15 protein-coding genes and 1 riboswitch are annotated in these 19,371 nt (G+C 71.7%); all 15 genes read left to right on the top strand.

The features are described from left to right. Window positions 1-201: 201 nt before the first annotated feature. The 15 genes from AB0917_RS03760 to AB0917_RS03830 all read left to right on the top strand — a co-directional run bounded on the left by AB0917_RS03760 (window position 202) and on the right by AB0917_RS03830 (window position 19,266). Window positions 202-777: a hypothetical protein gene (locus AB0917_RS03760; protein WP_366817822.1), complete on the top strand. Its 576-nt coding sequence runs from the start codon at window positions 202-204 to the stop codon at window positions 775-777. Then, complete coding sequence (locus AB0917_RS03765; protein ID WP_366817823.1) at window positions 774-2,504, top strand: protein kinase; 1,731 nt, start codon at window positions 774-776, stop codon at window positions 2,502-2,504. Before AB0917_RS03760 ends, AB0917_RS03765 begins: the two co-directional genes overlap by 4 nt. A 157-nt stretch (window positions 2,505-2,661) precedes the next feature. Next, window positions 2,662-3,318 carry a SurA N-terminal domain-containing protein gene (locus tag AB0917_RS03770; protein ID WP_366817824.1) on the top strand — a complete coding sequence of 219 codons (657 nt, stop codon included), beginning with the start codon at window positions 2,662-2,664 and terminating at the stop codon, window positions 3,316-3,318. A 152-nt stretch (window positions 3,319-3,470) separates the two neighbouring features. Further along, the gene (locus tag AB0917_RS03775) at window positions 3,471-4,487 is read left to right on the top strand and encodes a nucleoside triphosphate pyrophosphohydrolase (RefSeq protein ID WP_366817825.1); all 1,017 of its coding nucleotides are present in this window, start codon (window positions 3,471-3,473) and stop codon (window positions 4,485-4,487) included. Between the two features lie 29 nt (window positions 4,488-4,516). Further along, a complete protein-coding gene (locus AB0917_RS03780) occupies window positions 4,517-6,088 on the top strand; it encodes a tetratricopeptide repeat protein (protein ID WP_366817826.1) in 1,572 nt (523 codons plus the stop codon). After that, window positions 6,085-7,386 carry a cytochrome P450 gene (locus AB0917_RS03785; RefSeq protein ID WP_366817827.1) on the top strand — a complete coding sequence of 434 codons (1,302 nt, stop codon included), beginning with the start codon at window positions 6,085-6,087 and terminating at the stop codon, window positions 7,384-7,386. The genes AB0917_RS03780 and AB0917_RS03785 overlap by 4 nt, the downstream gene beginning before the upstream one ends. Window positions 7,387-7,562: 176 nt before the next feature. Then, window positions 7,563-8,627 carry a transglycosylase family protein gene (locus tag AB0917_RS03790; protein ID WP_366817828.1) on the top strand — a complete coding sequence of 355 codons (1,065 nt, stop codon included), beginning with the start codon at window positions 7,563-7,565 and terminating at the stop codon, window positions 8,625-8,627. Between the two features lie 291 nt (window positions 8,628-8,918). Beyond that, a riboswitch (cyclic di-AMP (ydaO/yuaA leader) is annotated at window positions 8,919-9,101 on the top strand. A 5-nt stretch (window positions 9,102-9,106) separates the two neighbouring features. Continuing rightward, window positions 9,107-9,823: a transglycosylase family protein gene (locus AB0917_RS03795; protein WP_366817829.1), complete on the top strand. Its 717-nt coding sequence runs from the start codon at window positions 9,107-9,109 to the stop codon at window positions 9,821-9,823. A gap of 332 nt (window positions 9,824-10,155) precedes the next feature. Next, window positions 10,156-11,436: a phosphopyruvate hydratase gene (gene eno / locus AB0917_RS03800; RefSeq protein WP_366817830.1), complete on the top strand. Its 1,281-nt coding sequence runs from the start codon at window positions 10,156-10,158 to the stop codon at window positions 11,434-11,436. Window positions 11,437-11,664: 228 nt separating this feature from the next. Further along, window positions 11,665-12,135, top strand: a complete 471-nt coding sequence (locus AB0917_RS03805; protein WP_366817831.1) for a septum formation initiator family protein — start codon at window positions 11,665-11,667, stop codon at window positions 12,133-12,135. 127 nt (window positions 12,136-12,262) lie between these two features. Beyond that, window positions 12,263-12,805 carry a DUF501 domain-containing protein gene (locus AB0917_RS03810; protein ID WP_366817832.1) on the top strand — a complete coding sequence of 181 codons (543 nt, stop codon included), beginning with the start codon at window positions 12,263-12,265 and terminating at the stop codon, window positions 12,803-12,805. After that, complete coding sequence (locus tag AB0917_RS03815; RefSeq protein ID WP_366817833.1) at window positions 12,802-13,755, top strand: Ppx/GppA phosphatase family protein; 954 nt, start codon at window positions 12,802-12,804, stop codon at window positions 13,753-13,755. Before AB0917_RS03810 ends, AB0917_RS03815 begins: the two co-directional genes overlap by 4 nt. Before the next feature lie 183 nt (window positions 13,756-13,938). Next, entirely contained in the window at window positions 13,939-15,633 is a 1,695-nt protein-coding gene (locus tag AB0917_RS03820; protein WP_366817834.1) for a hypothetical protein, read from the top strand. 588 nt (window positions 15,634-16,221) lie between these two features. Further along, window positions 16,222-17,610 (top strand): NAD(P)/FAD-dependent oxidoreductase, encoded by a 1,389-nt coding sequence (locus tag AB0917_RS03825; RefSeq protein ID WP_366817835.1) that lies wholly within the window; start codon window positions 16,222-16,224, stop codon window positions 17,608-17,610. Window positions 17,611-17,961: 351 nt separating this feature from the next. Continuing rightward, complete coding sequence (locus tag AB0917_RS03830) at window positions 17,962-19,266, top strand: cyclopropane-fatty-acyl-phospholipid synthase family protein (RefSeq protein WP_366817836.1); 1,305 nt, start codon at window positions 17,962-17,964, stop codon at window positions 19,264-19,266. Window positions 19,267-19,371: the final 105 nt, after the last annotated feature.

The following is a 19,371-nucleotide window of genomic DNA, read 5'->3' on the forward strand; positions in this document are numbered from 1 at the left end:
GACGCACACGGCGCACGCAGCGCACGCGACGGACGCCGCGACCGGCCGGGCCGCCGGGCGTACGACGGCCTGACGGGCCGTACGGTCACGCCCCGGTGGCCTCATCGGCAACGGTTGGGCACAACCGGGGACGGCCCGTCGGCGGCGGTGTATACGCTCACTGCACACCGTCCGACTCCGTACGCCTCCCAGGAGCAGCACATGCACGGCCACGGCTACCCGCCGCAGCAGCCGCCGGCGCCCCGGCAGTCCCCGGCGCCGCTCACCGCGCTGCGCGTCTTTTTCGTTGTGCTGACCGTGCTGAGCTGCGGATTCCTCGGGTGGGTGGCGATGCTGAGGCTCGCGACCGTCACCCGCAGGCCCCGTGACTGGTGGCTGTTCGCGGTCACCGTCGTCCTCACCGTCGGCCTGTTCGCGTTCTTCGCGGCCCTGCCCGAGGAGGACGAGATGACGGACGCCCAGGCGCTCCTGGGGGTCGGGTGGCTCATCGCGCTCCTCGCCGGCGTCATCACGTACTACCTGGTCATGGAGGTGCGCCACTACGCGGCGCCGGGACCGTTCACCCCCCGGCCGCCGTCGCCCGGCGCCACGACGGTGACGTATCAACCGGCCGTCCACCACCAGCAGTCGGCCCCGACCCCCGCACCGCGCCCCGCCCCGAACCCGTACACCGTCCAGGCCACGCCGCCCACCCCCGCGCCCCAGCGGCTCGATCAGGTCCGGGCCGAGCTGGACGAGCTCAGCGACTACCTCCGCAAGGAGGGCGAGGGCCGGTGAGCGGCCGGGTCATCGCCGGGCGGTACGAGCTGGCCGCCATCCTCGGCCAGGGCGGCATGGGCCAGGTGTGGACGGCGTACGACCAGCGCCTGGACCGCCGCGTCGCCGTGAAGCTGCTGCGCCCGGACCGGGTCGCCGGGCCCACCGGCAGCGACGCCGCCGACGAGCTGCGCCGCCGGTTCGTCCGGGAGTGCCGGGTCACCGCGCAGGTCGACCACCCCGGCCTGGTCACCGTCCACGACGCGGGCAGCGACGGCGACGACCTCTATCTCGTCATGCAGCACGTGGAGGGCGCCGACCTCGCCGACCACCTCGCCGAGCAGGACCCGTACCCCTGGCCCTGGGCCGTCGCCGTCGCCGCCCAGCTCTGTGCCGTCCTGTGCGCGGTGCACGCGGTGCCGATCGTCCACCGCGACCTGAAGCCCCGCAACGTGATGGTCCGCCCCGACGGCACCGTCACCGTGCTCGACCTGGGCGTCGCCTCGGTGCTCGACACGGACACCACCCGCCTCACGCACACCGGTTCGCCGATCGGCTCCCCGGCCTACATGGCCCCCGAGCAGGCGATGGGCGGCGCGGTCGGCCCGTACACCGACCTGTACGCCCTCGGGGTGGTCCTGCACGAACTGCTCAGCGGGGACGTGCCGTTCGCCGGGTCCACCGCGCTCGGCGTCCTGCACCGCCACCTGTACGAGCCCCCGGTGCCGGTCCGGCAGGGCAGGCCCGAGGTCCCCGTCGCGCTGGAGGCGCTGGTCCTGCGGCTGCTCGCCAAGGACCCGCAGGACAGGCCCGCCTCCGCGCAGGAGGTGTACGAGGGGCTGGCCCCGCTGCTGCCCAAGCACGGCACCCCCACCGGGCCGCTCGACCCGACCCGGCCCTTCCTGCGCCCGCACGCCCCCTGGCCGGACCGGGCCGTCACCCCGGCCACCACACCCGGACCGGCGCCGCTCCCGGCGGCCGGACCGGCGCCTGTAGCCGCCTCCGGACCGACGGCCGTATCCACCTCCGTACCGCCGCAGGCCCAGCCGGGCGCGACCCCCTGGTCCGCCGTCGCCTCCCTCCTCTCCCCGGCTCCGCCGCTCACGCCGCCGCTCTCCTTCACCTCGCCCGGCTCCCCCTCCTCTCCCACCTCTCCTGCCTCGCCGCCGCCCGCCCGGCCCGATGTCGCCCAGGCCGTGGACGAGGTCAAGAAGCTGCTCGGCGAGGGCCGGATCACCCAGGCCGTGGACATCCTCGGCGCCATCCTCCCGGCGGCCGCCGCCGAGCACGGCGAGCGGTCCCCGGTCGTCCGCATCCTGCGCAAGCAGTACGCGGCGACGCTGATGGACGACGGGCAGTACCGCCGCGCCCTCCCGGAGCTGCGGCGGCTGGCGGAGGACCGCACCGCCGAGACCGGACCGGCCGACTCCCAGGCACTCCAGTTCCGTTACGACGCCGCCCAGTGCCTCGAACAGCTCGGCGAGGCCACGGCCGCGCTCGGCGAGTACCGCGCGGTCCTCCCGTACTACGAGAACGCCTACGGGCCCGTCACCACCGACCCCGGCCGGGCCCTCGACATCCGCCACCGCATCGGGCAGCTCCTGCTCGCGGTCGGGGACCACACGGCGGGCCGCGCCCAGCTCCAGGCCCTGCTGTACGACGCGGAGCGCACGTACGGGCCCCACCACCCGCTCCCCGTCGACCTGCGCCGACGCCTCAGCCACCAGCGGGACGTCCGGGGCGGCTGACGCGCTCCGGGCCACGGCCCCACACCCCCGACTCCTCCTGAATCGTTGGTCGGAACAGTTCGTCGGCCGAATCAGTGGCACCGATCACATCCACTGCCTAACATCGATCACCGCAAGGCTTGTGCACCGATGCACAAACTCTCCACGGGAGGCTCCTTTGCACCGCCGTCGTCGCACCGCGCTCGCCGTCACCGCCGCAACCCTGCTCGCGGCCCCACTTCTCGCCGCCTGCGGCAACGAGGCCCACCCGGGTGCCGCGGCCGTCGTGGGCGGTGAGCGGATCGAGGTCTCGGCGGTCCAGGCCCAGGCGGCCGACGTCCGCGCCGCCCAGGAGAGCTCGCCGCAGGCGGCCCAGCTGGTCAACAAGTCCGGCCAGCTCAACCGCGCCAAGCTGTACGGGCTGATCTTCGGCCGGATCGTGGACAAGGCCGCCGAGGACGCCGGGGTCACCGTCACCCGCAAGGAGATCCAGGAGGCCCGGACCGCCGGCCGCGCGCAGTTCGGCGGCGAGGAGCAGCTGCGGGCGATGATGCTCCAGCAGCGCTGGGTCGCCCCGGACCAGATCGACGACGACATGCGCCAGGAGGTCCAGCTGCCGAAGCTCGCCAAGGCGCTCGGCGCGGACCTCGGGACGCCCGAGGGGCAGCAGGTCGTCGGCGAGGCGCTGACCGAGGCGTCGAAGCAGCTGAAGATCGACGTCAACCCGCGCTTCGGCGCCTGGGACGACCAGAAGATGCAACTCGGCAACTACCAGGCGCCGTGGATCACCCAGGTCACCGAGTTCGCCCCGCAGGACCCGCAGGCGGGCGCCTGACCTCGTGCCTGAGCCGGTCGCCCGAGGTGGGCGCCCGACCTTGCGCCTGAGCCGGTCGCCCGAGCCGGGTGCCTGAGCAGGCCGCCGGAGCCGGTCGCCCGAGCCGGGCAGGGGCCGGGCATCGGGGCCCGGGGGCCGGGTAGGTTCGCGGGGTGAACGCTGAAGCCCCCGGCACTCCCACTGCCGCCCCCGGCGACCCCGGCCGTATCGTCCTGCTCACCGCCAGCCACCGGGTCGCGCCCGGACTGCTGTCCTGGCCGGCCTGGCAGACGCTGCACGCCGCCGACCGGGTCCTGTCCGCCGACCCGGACCACCCGCAACTGCCCTACCTGCGCGAGGCGGGCGTCCGCGTCGAGCACGCGGCGCCCACCGCCGACGAACTGGTCGCCGCCTGCGCCGGCGGCCGGAGCGTCGTCGTCCTGGTCGGCGGCGAGGGCGACAGCCGCCTGACCGACGGCCTGGCCCGGCTCGGCGGCTCGGGCCGGGTCGCCATGCCGGACCTGGAGCTGCTCCCCGGCTCGTACGACCTGCCCGGCGCCCGCCTCCTGGACCTGGTGCAGGTCATGGACCGGATCCGCCGCGAGTGCCCCTGGACCTCGCGGCGGACGCACAGGAGCCTCGCCAAGTACGCCATCGAGGAGGCGTACGAACTGGTCGAGGCGATCGAGGACGGCGACCGGGACGAGCTGCGCGAGGAGCTGGGCGACGTCCTGCTCCAGGTCGCCCTCCACGCCCGCATCGCGGAGGACGATCCCGAGGAGCCGTTCGCCATCGACGACGTGGCGGGCGGCCTCGTCGAGAAGCTGATCCACCGCCACCCGCACGTCTTCGGCGACGAGAGCGCCGAGACCCCGGAGGACGTCCACGCGCACTGGCTGCGCACGAAGGCCATCGAGAAGCAGCGCACGTCGGTCACCGAGGGCGTCCCCCTGGGCCAGCCCGCCCTGGCCCTCGCCGCGAAGCTCGGCAGCCGAGCCCGTACGGCCCAACTCGGCGTCCCCCTCCCCACCGGCGACACCATCGGCTACCAGCTCCTCGCCCTCGCCGTGGCCGCCGAGGCGAACGGCACCGACCCGGAGGCCGCCCTGCGCGCGGCGGCCCGGGTGTACAGGGACGCGATCGTGGCGGCGGAGGGCGGGGCGGGTCAGTACGGTGACACGGTGACCTGAGGGGTCGTACGAAGGGGTGGGGGACGGGCATGGACGCCGAACGGGAAGCGCCGAACGGTATGGCGGCCGACGTGGGCAACTCCGCCTCGGACGGCGTCTTCCACGCGCCCGTGGTCCAGGCGGGGTCCGTGAGCGGGGGCGTGCACACCTACTACGCGCAGCCGCCGTACGCCTCCCTTCCGCCGGTCTCCGAGTGGCCGCGGCTGGACACGGCCGACCCGATCGCGCTGGGGGTGCGCCGCACCCGGCGGCTGCCCGGAGAGACACCGCTGCCGCCGTACGTGGAGCGGGACTGCGACCGGGAGCTGGGCGCCCGGGTCCGTGAGGCGAGGCTGGAGGGCGGGCTCGTGGTGGTGACGGGCGCGCCGCTCTCCGGCAAGACCCGGACGGCGTGGGTCGCCCTGTCCGCCAACCTGCCGGGCACGACACGGGTCTTCGCCCCGGCGCCCGGGACGGATCTGCGGGGGCTTCCGGCGCTGTTACGCACAGGGCGCGAGGAGGACCGCGTCCTGTGGCTGGACGACCTGGAGGGCCACCTGGGGGAGCAGGGGATGACCCCGACGGTCCTGGCGGGCCTCGCCCAGCTGGGTGTCCCCGTGGTCGCCACGATGGAGGACCAGGCGTACGACGCCCGCCGCTTCGGGGGGTCGGCACGCGTGGGGGTGCTGAGCGGGGCGCGGCCGGTCGAGTTGCGGCGGGTGTGGAGCGCGGGCGAGATCTGGCGCCTGGGAGGGCAGACCGAGGAACCGCGCCTGCGGGAGGCCCTGCTCGGGCACGGGCGGCGTAGCGTGCCCGAATATCTCGCGGTCGGTCCCGAACTCATCGAGGAGTGGCGGCGTGCGCGTCGGCCGGACGCCCACCCGCGCGGTCACCTGCTGGTGCGGGCGGCGATCGACCTCGTCCGGTGCGGAGTGCCCATGGCGGACATCCTCAGCGATGCCCTTCTGCGGGCCCAGGCGCTGTATCCGCAACAGCTGGCGGCAGCTGAGGCCGAGTCGGCCGAGGACGGATTCGCCTGGGCCGTCGGTATCCGGCACGGAGCGACGGGGCTTCTGGCTCCTGGGCGGCACAAGGGCACCTTGGCCGTGCACGGTTCGCTCGTGGCGGATATGGAGAGCCGAGGGAACAGCCCGTCCGTCCCGCTCGGCATGTGGCTGTTCGCGCTCCATCTGTCACCGGACTCACATGAGTCCATGCAGAGAAGGGCGATCGCCTGGAGGGCCTCCCAGGCCCTGGGGCCTCAGGCCGAGGGCAACCCGGAGATTCTGACGCTGCTCGGCCGCATCCATGCCGAGGCCGGGAACTCCGCCGCCGCGGAGCTCTCGTACCGCAAGGCGGCGGAGGCGGGCGACACCGAAGCGGCGGTCACCCTGGCGGAGCTGCTGGTCTCGCGCGACGCGGAGGCCGAGGCCCTCCCGTACCTGGAGCGGGCCGCCGAAGCCGACAGCGCACGGGGGCAGTACCAGCTGGGGATGCTGCTGGCCGCCCAGGCGCGGAACTGGTTCTCCCGAGCCGCGCAGAAGGGGCACTCCGCCGCGGCACAGGCGCTCCCCGCACTGCGTGAGGTCACCGACCCCCCGCCCGATAACGTCAAGGCGTGAACGACAGCCCCGCCTGCCCCCACTCCGCAGCCCCCGAAGACGCCCCCGAACTCTTCACCTGGGAGTTCGCCACCGACCCCTACCCCGCCTACGCCTGGCTCCGCGAGCACAGCCCCGTGCACCGCACCGCGCTGCCCAGCGGGGTCGAGGCCTGGCTCGTGACCCGGTACGGGGACGCCAAGCAGGCGCTCGCCGACGCGCGGCTCTCCAAGAACCCGGCCAACCACGCGGGGTCCGCGGCGGCCAAGGGGAAGACGGGGATCCCGGGGGAGCGCAAGGCCGAGCTGATGACGCATCTGCTCAACATCGACCCGCCGGACCACACCCGGCTGCGCCGGCTCGTCTCCAAGGCGTTCACCCCGCGCCGGGTCGCGGAGTTCGCGCCCCGCGTGCAGGAGCTGACGGACCGGCTCATCGACCGCTTCATCGAGGACGGGGAGGCGGACCTGATCCACGACTTCGCCTTCCCGCTCCCCATCTACGCCATCTGCGACCTGCTCGGCGTCCCGCGCGAGGACCAGGACGACTTCCGGGACTGGGCGGGCATGATGATCCGCCACGGCGGCGGGCCGCGCGGCGGGGTGGCCCGGTCGGTGAAGAAGATGCGCGGCTATCTCGCCGAACTCATCCACCGCAAGAGGGAGAATCCGGGCGACGACCTGATCTCCGGGCTGATCCGGGCCAGTGACCACGGCGAGCACCTCACGGAGAACGAGGCCGCGGCGATGGCCTTCATCCTGCTGTTCGCCGGGTTCGAGACGACGGTCAACCTCATCGGGAACGGTACGTACGCCCTGCTGCGCCACCCGGAACAGCGCGCCCGGCTGGAGGAGTCCCTCGCGGCGGGGGAGAGCGCGCTGCTGGCCACCGGCATCGAGGAACTGCTCCGGTTCGACGGCCCGGTGGAGCTCGCGACCTGGCGGTACGCCACCGAGGCGCTGACCCTCGGCGGGCAGGAGATCGCGGCCGGGGACCCGGTCCTGGTGGTGCTGGCGGCGGCGGACCGGGATCCGGACAGGTTCGCCGATCCGGACGCGCTCGACCTCTCACGGAGTGACAATCAGCACCTCGGCTACGGCCACGGCATCCACTACTGCCTGGGAGCGCCCCTGGCCCGGCTGGAGGGCCAGGCCGCGGTCGCGACACTGCTCAGGCGCCTCCCTGGCCTGCGGCTTGCGGCGGAACCGGCCGATTTGCGCTGGCGCGGCGGGCTCATCATGCGCGGACTGCGCACGCTGCCGGTGGAGTTCGAGCCGGGACGACGGCTCGACGAAGGTGACACGCTGTCACCTCTGTGACTTTCACGTGATCTGCGCTGCACCGACTTGTGACATGCGTTCGAGTCCCGCTAGGTTCACGGTTCGACGCGTCGGCCACCGTTCACCGTTGGCCCGGCCGTCACTTGCTCAACAGCATGCTCGTGAGCTTCAGGCTCCTCAGTTCCTGCTTGTCAGTCGCACGGAAGGCAAACCCCATGGGCTCCGCGAACGGCAGACACCGCCGCCCTCGTCAGGCACCCGCCATCGTCGTCGCCGCAGGCGTGACCGGATCGGCCATCGCCATTCCGCTCCTCGGCGCGGCAGGCGCACACGCGGCCGACGCCACCACCTGGGACCGGGTCGCGGAGTGCGAGAGCGGCGGCATGTGGAGCGCCGACCTCGGCAACGGCTACTACGGCGGGCTCCAGTTCTCGCAGGAGACCTGGTCGGCGTATGGCGGCACCGCCTACGCGGAGCGGGCCGACCTCGCCAGCCGTTCGCAGCAGATAGCCGTCGCCGAGAAGGTCCTGGGCGACAAGGGCCCGCAGGCGTGGCCGAGCTGCGCCGTCATCTCGGGCCTCGCGGTGGACGGCGGCCTGCCCGGCGTCGACCCCGGCACGACCCCCTCCGCCGACCCCACCCAGGACCCGACGACCGCCCCGGCGGACGAAGCGGATGAAACGGGTGAAGCGGAAGGTTCCGGCAAGGCGGGCTCGACCGACAAGGCGGGTAAGGGAAGCAACGCGGACAAGGGCGGCGAGGCCGGTAGGTCCGGCGAGGCCGGCACGGGTGGCAAGGGCGGCGGCGACACGCCCGACTCCTCGCCCCGGCCGTCCGCACCGCCCACCGCCGGAAAGACCGGCACTCCCGGCGCCCCTGACGCCTCGCAGCCCTCCACGACCGCCCCCGGCGCCTCGCAGGGCGCCGACCGCACCGGAGGCAAGCACCGGGGCGCTCCGGCGCCGGAGGAGGCCGGAGCGGTGGGCCAGGAGAACGGCCCCCGTGAGTCCGGCCGGCACGCCTCGCGGGGCGAGGGCGACGCGCGGGACGGCGGCGCGGTCGTCGACGGCGGCTACACCGTGCAGCCCGGGGACAGCCTCTGGGCGATTGCTGACGCACAGGAACTTCCCCAGGGCTGGACCGGCCTGTACGAGGCCAACAAGGACCTCCTGGGGCCCGACCCGGACCTGATCCTGCCCGGACAGAGCCTGGATCTGGGGCTGGAGCAGGCCGACCAGGAGGGTGCCGGGCAGGGCGCCGAGGAGCCTGCCGCCAACTGATCCAATTCGGGAAAACACCCCGAAATCGCGGGTAGTTCAGAGGCCTATGTCCACTTATGTGTAAGTGAGACATGGGTCTCTTTGCTGCAACTGGCGTGTCGCGTCCGCCTGGTCGGCGCAGATCCCCTCCGACCTGCAAAAACGATCCGTCAGGGTGAGCAAGTAAGCGCCAATTGGCCCAGTATGTCCGTCTTTGAATGTCGAGGTTGCCTGTGTTTACGGTCGGAACCGCTCGCACCGCGGGCCCCGTCGACCGTCACGCCGAATCCTGCCGTCGGTCGAAGGGAACAGACGCGTAAAGCGCCGTAGGCAGGAGCGGGGGACCCAGGTAGGCCGCCGGGTCCGCACGGCCCCTTCGAAGGACGGGGACGTACGGGACCGGCTTGGGGTGAAGTCGTGCGCAAGGCCGCGCGACCGGGCAACTCATCAGCCCGAACCCGACAGCTCACCTCGTAGGCGTCGGTGAGGAGATCCGTTCCATGCTGCTGAACAGCAAGGGCAAGCACCGCCGCCCCTCGAAGACCGTCCGTTTCGCCACCCTGGCGGGTATCACCGGTGCCGCCGTCGCCGTCCCGCTGATGGGCGCGACCAACGCTTCCGCCGCCTCCGTCGCCACCTGGGACGCCGTCGCCCAGTGCGAGTCCGGCGGCAACTGGTCCATCAACACCGGCAACGGCTACTACGGCGGGCTGCAGTTCTCGCAGTCGAGCTGGGCCGCCGCCGGCGGTACGCAGTACGCCTCCCGTGCCGACCTGGCCTCCAAGGACCAGCAGATCGCCACCGCCGAGAAGCTCCTCGCCATGCAGGGCCCGGGTGCCTGGGCCTGCGCCGGCGCGGGCGGCCTCACCAACGACGGTGTGGACCCGGGCGTGAACACCGGCTCCGGCCAGTCGCAGAGCAAGCCCCAGCAGGCGCAGCCCGAGCGCAAGGCCGAGCAGCCCACCACGCGCAGCGAGCAGCGCACCGCCCCGGCCGCCCCCAAGGCCGAGAGCTCCAAGAAGACCGTCACCACCCCGACCGGTGAGAAGGTCCAGAAGGGCGACGGCGAGTACAAGGTCAAGCCCGGCGACACCCTGAGCAAGATCGCTCAGAAGGAAGGCGTCAAGGGCGGCTGGAGCAAGCTCTTCAAGCTCAACGACGACATCGTCAAGGACGCGGACCTGATCTTCCCGGGTCAGCAGCTCCACCTGAAGTAACAGCCGTCCCTCCTTCCCGGAGGGCCTCTCCTCCCCGGAGGGAGGGGGTCCGGCGGCACCCTCCCTCGCACGGCTCCCCGGCCCGGCGCGCTCTCCCCCCGTGCGCGCCGGGCCGGGGTCTTTCGTTCACCTCTTGTCGGCAACGTGGCGCCATCACTTGTTACCGGCCAGTAGATTTCTAGAGATTCGTCCCGTGATGCGGGCTCTTGGGTCCTTTTTCGTCCCAGGAGACGGGCGGTCGGCCGACTGACGCGGCCGGGCCGGTTAGGCTCGTGTCGCAAGGCCACAGTGACCCTGCACCATCAGCGTCATATCCCAGAAGGAGATGCCTCGTGCCGTCCATCGACGTCGTCGTAGCCAGGGAAATCCTCGACTCCCGGGGTAACCCCACGGTCGAGGTCGAGGTTGGCCTCGACGACGGCAGCACGGGCCGTGCTGCCGTACCGTCCGGCGCCTCCACCGGCGCGTTCGAGGCCGTTGAGCTTCGCGACGGTGACCCCAACCGCTACCAGGGCAAGGGCGTCGAGAAGGCCGTCCTCGCCGTCATCGAGCAGATCGGCCCGGAGCTCGTCGGGTACGACGCCACCGAGCAGCGCCTCATCGACCAGGCGATGTTCGACCTGGACGCCACCGAGAACAAGGCCTCGCTCGGCGCGAACGCCATCCTCGGCGTCTCGCTGGCCGTCGCCCACGCCGCCTCCGAGGCGTCCGACCTGCCGCTCTTCCGCTACCTCGGCGGCCCGAACGCGCACCTGCTGCCCGTTCCGATGATGAACATCCTGAACGGCGGCTCGCACGCCGACTCCAACGTGGACATCCAGGAGTTCATGATCGCACCCGTGGGCGCGGAGTCCTTCTCCGAGGCCCTGCGCTGGGGCGCGGAGGTCTACCACACGCTGAAGAAGGTCCTCAAGACCAAGGGCCTGTCCACCGGACTCGGCGACGAGGGCGGCTTCGCCCCGAACCTGGAGTCCAACCGCGCCGCCCTGGACCTCATCGTCGAGGCCATCACGGAGGCCGGCTACGTCCCGGGCCGCGACATCGCGCTCGCGCTCGACGTCGCCGCGTCCGAGTTCTACAAGGACGGCGTCTACGAGTTCGAGGGCAAGTCCCGCTCGGCCGCCGAGATGACCGAGTACTACGAGGAGCTCGTCTCCGCGTACCCGCTGGTCTCCATCGAGGACCCGCTGTACGAGGACGACTGGGCCGGCTGGAAGGTCATCACCGACCGCATCGGCGCCAAGGTCCAGATCGTCGGCGACGACCTCTTCGTCACCAACCCGGAGCGCCTGGCCCGCGGCATCGAGGAGGGCTCCGCCAACGCCCTGCTCGTCAAGGTCAACCAGATCGGTTCGCTGACCGAGACCCTGGACGCCGTCGAGCTGGCCCAGCGCAACGGCTTCAAGTGCATGATGTCGCACCGCTCGGGCGAGACCGAGGACGTCACCATCGCCGACCTCGCCGTCGCCGTGAACTGCGGCCAGATCAAGACCGGCGCCCCGGCCCGCTCGGACCGCGTCGCCAAGTACAACCAGCTGCTGCGCATCGAGGAGATCCTCGACGACGCCGCGGTGTACGCGGGCCGCTCCGCCTTCCCGCGCTTCAAGGGCTGATCACCTCGGGGCCGATCGCCCAGGGCTGACCTCCCGTCACGGGCCGACCCCGTGCTCGTGGGCCGACCCCGTGCTCGCGGGTCGGTCCCGTGCTCGTGGGTCGGTCCCGTGCTCGTGGGTCGGTCCCGGCGGTTCCGCCCAGGGCCGAAGGCATAGCCTCCGTCCGTCCCCGCACTCGGTCCCGTACCGTGTGCGGGGACGGACGTGCGTAACGGGGAGGCGGGAGACATGGCCGGGAAGGACCGCGACCGGTTCTCCACCGCGACCAGGCTGCGACTGCTCGGCGAGCAGACCGCCGCCCGCGTGTACCGCTCCCAGAACCGCCGCCAGGCCCGCCGCTCCCGGCTCACCGGCCGGGCCGCCTTCCTGGCGCTGGTGGTCTGCTCCCTGGTGGTCGCGCTCGCCTACCCGATGCGTCAGTACGTCTCCCAGCGCGACGAGATCGCCGAGCAGGAGCGGCTCTCGCAGCGGGCGGAGCGCCGCACCGAGGAGCTGCGGGACGAGAAGGCGCGGCTCCAGGACGACGCGTACATCATGCGTCTGGCCCGCCAGCACCTCCATTACGTCCTCCCCGGCGAGACCGGCTACACCGTGGCCGACCCCGACGCGGCGCGCGACCGCCGCGGGGAGCCGGGGGCGAGCCACCGCCCCTGGCACGCGAACCTCTGGGACGGTGTGGACAACGCCGACCGCGACTGACGTCCGCACTCCCGCCCCTCCGACCCCCTCAGCCCCCGGGAACCCCTCAGTCCCCGGAACCCCTCAGATCCTCCCCGACCCCCTCCGACGAACTCCCGACGAGCTTCCGAGCAGAACCAAGGCAGGCATGGAAACGCCCCCTCCGCAGACCGAGTCCACCAAGCCCACCGACGCGGACATCGCCGCGTTCGAGCAGCAGCTCGGCCGCCCGCCGCGCGGCCTGCGCGCCATCGCGCACCGCTGCCCGTGCGGCAACCCGGACGTGGTGGAGACCCAGCCCCGTCTGGAGGACGGCACGCCGTTCCCGACGACGTACTACCTGACCTGCCCCCGGGCGGCCTCGGCGATCGGCACGCTGGAGGCGAACGGGGTCATGAAGGAGATGACGGCCCGTCTGGAGACCGACCCGGAGCTGGCCGCCGCCTACCGGGCCGCGCACGAGGACTACATCGCCCGCCGCGACGCCATCGAGGTCCTGGAGGGCTTCCCGAGCGCGGGCGGCATGCCGGACCGGGTGAAGTGCCTGCACGTCCTGGTCGGCCACTCGCTGGCCGCCGGACCCGGGGTGAACCCGCTGGGCGACGAGGCCATCGCGACGCTGCCCGAGTGGTGGGCCAAGGGCCCGTGCGTCACGCCGTGCACCGAGAACGCCGAAGGGCAGGACACATGACCAGGGTCGCCGCCGTCGACTGCGGTACGAACTCCATCCGGCTCCTCGTCGCCGACGCGGACCCCGCCACCGGCGCCTTCACCGAGCTGGACCGGCGGATGACGATCGTCCGCCTCGGCCAGGGCGTCGACAGGACCGGCCGGCTCGCCCCCGATGCGCTGGAGCGCACGTTCGCGGCCTGCCGCGAGTACGCCGCGGTGATCGAGGAGCTGGGCGCCGAGCGCATCAGCTTCGTGGCCACCTCGGCCTCCCGCGACGCCGAGAACAGCGAGGAGTTCGTGTCGGGGGTCCGGGACATCCTCGGCGTCGAGCCCGAGGTGATCACCGGCGACCAGGAGGCGCAGCTCTCCTTCGCCGGGGCCACCAAGGAGCTGACCGGCGGCGACCACCTGGCGAAGCCGTACCTGGTCGTCGACATCGGCGGCGGCTCCACCGAGTTCGTGCTCGGCTCGGACCAGGTGAGCGCGGCCCGTTCCGTGGACGTCGGCTGCGTACGGATGACCGAGCGTCACCTGGTCGTGGACGGGGCCGTGGTGGACCCGCCCACCCACGAGCGGGCCGCCGCGATCCGCGCGGACATCGACGCCGCCCTGGACCTGGCCGCCGAGACCGTCCCGCTCACGGAGGCGGGCACGCTCGTCGGGCTGGCGGGCACCGTCACCACGATCGCCGGGATCGCGCTGGAGCTGGAGGAGTACGACTCCGAGGCCATCCACCACTCCCGGGTCTCCCGCGGCCAGGTCCGCGCGATCACCGAGCACCTCCTCCGGTCGACCCACGAGGAGCGCGCCGCGATCCCCGTGATGCACCCGGGCCGCGTCGACGTGATCGCCGCGGGCGCCCTCGTCCTGCTCGCCGTGATGGAGCGGACGGGCGCGAACGAGGTCGTCGTCAGCGAGCACGACATCCTGGACGGCATCGCCTACAAGGCGGCGCACGACGCCGAGTGAGGCTTTTCTCGCGCAGGCCGGCGCCGCCCCTCGGGGTACGGCGCCGGCCTGCGGCTCCCTCCCGGCCGGCGGCCGAGGAGGGCTGGGGATTTTCCCGGCAGCACGCGGTCCGGTTCCGGTGAAGGCCGTAGTCTCCTGTGTTGACGTACGGATGACTCCTAGCCGGAAAGTGTGCAAACCCACGTGAACGATTCACTGCCTCCGCTCTCGCCGAACTACGCCTCGACGAAGGAACGCGTTTTCACGGAACAGGTGGAGGTGCACGGGAAATGGCCGGTGGAGTTTCAGTTCCGTCCGGCCCGTGGTGATCACCGGCATCTGCTCGTGGTCTTCTCGTCGGTGGGCAGCAAGTACGGCTTCGGCACGATGCTGGATCAGGTCCAGTGCAACATTCTGCGAATACGCGACCATTTCGACGACGCGGCGTCCTATTACGTCGCCCGGAACATGGACTTCAGCGTCTCGGACTCGATCCAGGCCCTCATCCAGAGCTACGTGGAGCGGCTGCGGGTCAGCCGGGACGAGGTCACGCTTCTCGGCGCCTCGAAGGGCGCGAGCGCGGCGCTCTACTACGGAGTCAAGTACGACTACAAGAACATCATCGCGTCGACCCCGCAGTATTTCCTCGGCAGTTACTCCAAGGGCCACGGCCAGCTCGGCGATGCGGTGCTCGGCGAGGGACAGTCCGACGAGAACGTGGCGATCATGGACGCCGTCATGCCGGAGGTCCTCTCCGAGGAGACGGACTTCGACCGCAACATATACGTGATCTCGTCCCCCGGTGACTACCAGTACGAGGCGGAGGTCGAGCATTATCTGCCCGCGCTGAAGAAGTACGAGAACTTCAACTTCCTCTTTGTCGAATCGCCCACCGTACGGCGCCACGACGAGGTGGTCCGGCAGGCCCTGCCGTCGATCTGGGGCATCATCCACTGCCTCACCGAGGGCGCCGCACCCCGCTGGGGCAGCGACCTGCGGATCGGCCCCGAGGCGGCGGACCCGGAGGAGGCGGCCGACTTCCTGGCGGAGCTCCGGGGCACCGACACCGTGCTGGCCGTCCTCACCCGTGCCCTCTTCGTGAACGGGAGGCTGGAGATGAACGGCCACGCCTTCCTGCCCGGCGTCTCGCGCGAGGGTGTCAAGGAGGAGACCAAGCGCCTCGTCCTGGAGAAGGCCGGCGGGCCCGGTGGCGGGGCCGTGGTCTTCCCGCTGGAGTCGACCAAGGAGATACGCCTCTACCGCGACTACTGGGACGGGTACTTCGCCGAGTACGCCACGGGCGGCTTCAAGCTCCAGGAGGACTTCTCCCTCGCCTCGCTCCCGCGCGGCAACTACACCGTCTCCGTGGCCGTCGGCAGCGAGGACGAAGGCATCGAACGGCGGACCCAGCTGGTGTCCCGCGCCGCGATCGACCGGCGCCAGTGCCTCGGTGACTCGGAGATCCTGGTCCGGGGCGGCAAGAAGAGCCTCCGGATCCTGAAGCGGGACATCATCGGCGACGACTCCGGCGGCCTGGTGTACGCGCTGGCGAAGTCGTGGTCGCGGGACCGGAAGGTCCATGCGGAGGGCGTCCTCTTCCAGCCGGGCCGGAACGCCGACAAGATCAGCCACGGCTCCTACTACCTCGTCCTCAAGGGGCGCAACGAGTGCTTCTCCTTCCCCCTGGAGACGAAGAAGAACGCCACGGCCGCGCGCAGCCACCGCAATGACGAGGACTTCGGCAACTACGACTGGGGGTACTTCAGTACGCCGGGCCGCGAGGGTGTCGACGTCTCGCACCTCCCCGGGGGCCGCTACGTCCTGTACGTCTCCTTCAGCGCGGGCGGCGCCCTGTTCACCACGAAGGCCGGCAAGGTCACCCTGCCCAAGCAGCGCTGAGCGGGGCTGAGCGGGGCTGAGCAGCGCTGAGCGGGGCTGAGCGGGGTTGCTCAGCGCTGAACAGGCGGTGGTTTTCGGCGAGGCGGCCCGTGACGCTCCGGTCGCCCCACCGCCCGCTCAACCGCAGCGTCACCTGCACCTTTGAGCCGTCCCGGGCCCCCGATGGGCCGCTCGGGAGGCCGCTCGGAAGTGTTCCTGACCGCACCTTTGAGCTGGGGAAAGACCCCTGGGAGGGGGTCCACGGCGGTACGCCGCGCGGAAGTTCGTGAACTTCTTCACAAGGAATTGGGCCTTGTCGGGCGCAGTTCTGGCCCGCAAGGGCCGTCCGGGCCATATGCGGGGTCCTGCGGAAAGCGTACGGGCGCGTTCCGGGGGCGTTGCGTCTGCGTGAAGAGGGGTGCCGATACGGCGCTCCTGGAGGGCCAAGGGCCAGCTCACAGGCGGTCAGGAACGTTTCCGGGGGCGTTGCGGTTCCCTTGCGGGGTCATGACCTGGGTCACGTGGGCGGCGAAGTGTAGCAGAGGGTGGGTGAATCCTTGTGAAGGGGCTCACGAGCACCCCCCTGGGGCGAGGTGGATACTCGATGGCATGAGCACCACGGAGCGTCCCAGGATCCTCGTTGTAGGCGGTGGGTACGTAGGCCTGTACGCAGCTCGTCGCATTCTGAAGAAGATGCGATACGGAGAGGCGACCGTCACGGTCGTCGACCCGCGGTCGTACATGACGTACCAGCCCTTCCTCCCCGAAGCTGCCGCAGGCAGCATCTCGCCTCGGCATGTCGTCGTCCCGCTGCGACGCGTGCTGCCCAAGGCTGAGGTTCTCACCGGTCGTGTCACGACCATCGACCAGGACCGCAAGGTCGCCACGGTCGCGCCGCTCGTCGGCGAGGCCTACGAGCTGCCCTTCGACTACCTGGTCATCGCGATGGGCGCGGTCTCCCGTACCTTCCCGATCCCCGGCCTCGCCGAGCAGGGCATCGGCATGAAGGGCATCGAGGAGGCCATCGGCCTGCGCAACCACGTCCTGGAGCAGCTGGACAAGGCTGACTCCACGACCGATGAGGACGTCCGCCGCAAGGCGCTGACGTTCGTCTTCGTGGGCGGCGGCTTCGCCGGCGCGGAGACCATCGGCGAGGTCGAGGACATGGCCCGCGACGCGGCGAAGTACTACACCAACGTGAAGCGCGAGGACATGCGCTTCATCCTGGTCGACGCCGCTGACAAGATCCTTCCCGAGGTCGGCCCGAAGCTGGGCGCCTACGGCAAGGAGCACCTGGAGAGCCGCGGGGTGGAGATCTACCTCTCCACCTCCATGGACTCCTGCGTCGACGGCCACGTGGTGCTCAAGAACGGCCTGGAGGTCGACTCCAGCACCATCGTGTGGACCGCCGGTGTGAAGCCGAACCCGGCGCTCGCCCGCTTCGGTCTGCCGCTCGGCCCCCGCGGCCACGTGGACACCTCCGAGAAGCTCCAGGTGCAGGGCACCGACTACATCTGGGCCGCGGGCGACAACGCCCAGGTGCCGGACATGATCGGCCGCCGCGCCGGCAACCCGAACGCCTGGTGCCCGCCCAACGCCCAGCACGCGCTGCGCCAGGCGAAGGTCCTCGGCGACAACGTGATCTCCGGCATGCGGGGCTTCCCGCAGAAGGAGTACAGCCACGCCAACAAGGGTGCGGTCGCCGGTCTCGGCCTGCACAAGGGCGTCGCGATGATCGTCATGGGCAAGGTGAAGATCAAGCTCAAGGGCCGTCTCGCCTGGTACATGCACCGTGGCTACCACGGCATGGCGATGCCGACCTGGAACCGTAAGATCCGGATCTTCGCCGACTGGACGCTCGCGATGTTCCTCAAGCGCGAGGTCGTCTCGCTCGGCGCCATGGAGACGCCGCGCGAGGAGTTCTACGAGGCCGCCAAGCCGGCCCCGGCTCCCGCCGTCGCCGCCAAGCCCGAGGGCGAGAAGGCCAAGGCCTCCTGACGCCCGCCTGAAGGGCGCGCTCCACGCGAGCGCTCCCGTACGACGCCCGAAGGGGCCGTCCGCCATCCGTGGTGCGGACGGCCCCTTCGGCGTATCCGCGGCCGGTACGGATCACGGCCCGGCGGACCCGCTCCCGCCCTCGCGGCCCCGCTTTTCCGCCCGCGGCGGGCGGTGCGTACGCCCTTTGCCATTTCGTTGCCCACTAGCGGGATGACGCAGCGTAGGGGGAGAGTTGACGCAGATGTACCTCGCCGTGGCACGGGAACGCGTGACGGCGGGGCTATGGGCATGTATGTACGCGTTGGTCTTTTTTGTGTTTGTCGGGGAAACACCACCACGGAGGTGTGCGCCATGGCACGCGCCGCATCGCGGCTGACCGCTCTTGCCGAAGAGTTGCTCTCGGAACCCCTACCGGTCCGCATCCGGGCCTGGGACGGCAGCGAATCGGGTCCGCCCGGCGCCCCCGTCCTCGTGATCCGCCACCGCCGCGCCCTGCGCAGGCTTCTGTGGAAGCCGGGCGAGCTGGGCCTGGCCCGCGCCTGGGTGGCCGGGGAGATCGACGTCGAGGGCGACCTGTACGAGGTCCTGGACCGGCTGGCCGGGCTCCTGTGGGACCGGGGCGCCGACGCCAAGGACGCCGTCCACCCGGTCCGCGACCCCGCCGTCCGGGCCTTCGCCCGCGGCCTCCTCCAGCTGGCCGGCCCCTGGCCGCCGCCCGCCCCGCCCGCCGAGGAGGTCCGCCGCCGCACCGGGCCGCTGCACACCAAGCGGCGCGACAAGGAGGCCATCAGCCACCACTACGACGTGGGCAACGACTTCTACGCCCTGGTCCTCGGCCCGTCCATGGTCTACTCCTGCGCCTACTGGCAGGACGGCGGGACCCTGGAGGACGCCCAGCGCGACAAGCTCGACCTGGTCTGCCGCAAGCTCGCCCTCAAGGAGGGCGACCGCCTCCTGGACGTCGGCTGCGGCTGGGGCTCGATGGCCATCCACGCGGCCCGCGAGTACGGGGCGCAGGTCACCGGCATCACCCTCTCCCAGGAACAGGCCACCCACGCCCGCAAGCGCATCGCCGAGGAGGGGCTGACCGACCGGATCGAGATCCGGGTCCAGGACTACCGGGACGTCCGCGACGGACCGTACGACGCGATCTCCTCGATCGGGATGGCCGAACACGTCGGCTCGGTCCGCTACCGCGAGTACGCCGACGACCTCTACGCCCTCCTCAAGCCCGGCGGACGCCTGCTGAACCACCAGATCGCCCGCCGCCCGGAGAAGGACGAGGACGCCTACCGGATCGACGAGTTCATCGACTCCTACGTCTTCCCCGACGGCGAACTCGCCCCCCTCGGCCGCACCCTGGCCATCCTGGAGGAGGCCGGGTTCGAGGCCCGGGACGTGGAGGCCATCCGCGAGCACTACGCGCTGACCCTGCGCCGCTGGGTGGCCAACCTGGAGCGCCACTGGGACCAGGCGGTACGCGCCACCTCCCCGGGCCGGGCCAGGGTCTGGCGGCTCTACATGGCCGCCTCCGCCCTCTCCTTCGAGCACAACAAGATCGGCGTCAACCAGATCCTCGCGGTGCGCCCGGTGGAAGGCGGCTCCTCCCGGCTGCCGCTGCGCAGCCGCGCCTGGACGGAGAAGGCGGGCGGCTGACCGTACGCCGTCCTCGACGGCTGACCGTACGCCCCCGGTACGGCCGAGGGGCCTTCGTACGGCAACGGGCGAGGGGCCGGGGGGCCGCCCGCCCCCCGGGGGCCC

The sequence above is a fragment of the Streptomyces sp. NPDC007346 genome, assembly GCF_040703535.1.
Taxonomy (GTDB): Bacteria; Actinomycetota; Actinomycetes; order Streptomycetales; family Streptomycetaceae; genus Streptomyces.

Bases quoted from the DNA above. Each gene is read 5' to 3' on its own strand.
- AB0917_RS03815 (WP_366817833.1), top strand. From the start codon at position 12,802: ATGACCAGGGTCGCCGCCGTCGACTGCGGTACGAACTCCATCCGGCTC.
- AB0917_RS03795 (WP_366817829.1), top strand. From the start codon at position 9,107: ATGCTGCTGAACAGCAAGGGCAAGCACCGCCGCCCCTCGAAGACCGTC.
- AB0917_RS03760 (WP_366817822.1), top strand. From the start codon at position 202: ATGCACGGCCACGGCTACCCGCCGCAGCAGCCGCCGGCGCCCCGGCAG.
- AB0917_RS03825 (WP_366817835.1), top strand. From the start codon at position 16,222: ATGAGCACCACGGAGCGTCCCAGGATCCTCGTTGTAGGCGGTGGGTAC.
- AB0917_RS03780 (WP_366817826.1), top strand. From the start codon at position 4,517: ATGGACGCCGAACGGGAAGCGCCGAACGGTATGGCGGCCGACGTGGGC.
- AB0917_RS03805 (WP_366817831.1), top strand. From the start codon at position 11,665: ATGGCCGGGAAGGACCGCGACCGGTTCTCCACCGCGACCAGGCTGCGA.
- AB0917_RS03790 (WP_366817828.1), top strand. From the start codon at position 7,563: ATGGGCTCCGCGAACGGCAGACACCGCCGCCCTCGTCAGGCACCCGCC.
- AB0917_RS03810 (WP_366817832.1), top strand. From the start codon at position 12,263: ATGGAAACGCCCCCTCCGCAGACCGAGTCCACCAAGCCCACCGACGCG.
- AB0917_RS03830 (WP_366817836.1), top strand. From the start codon at position 17,962: ATGGCACGCGCCGCATCGCGGCTGACCGCTCTTGCCGAAGAGTTGCTC.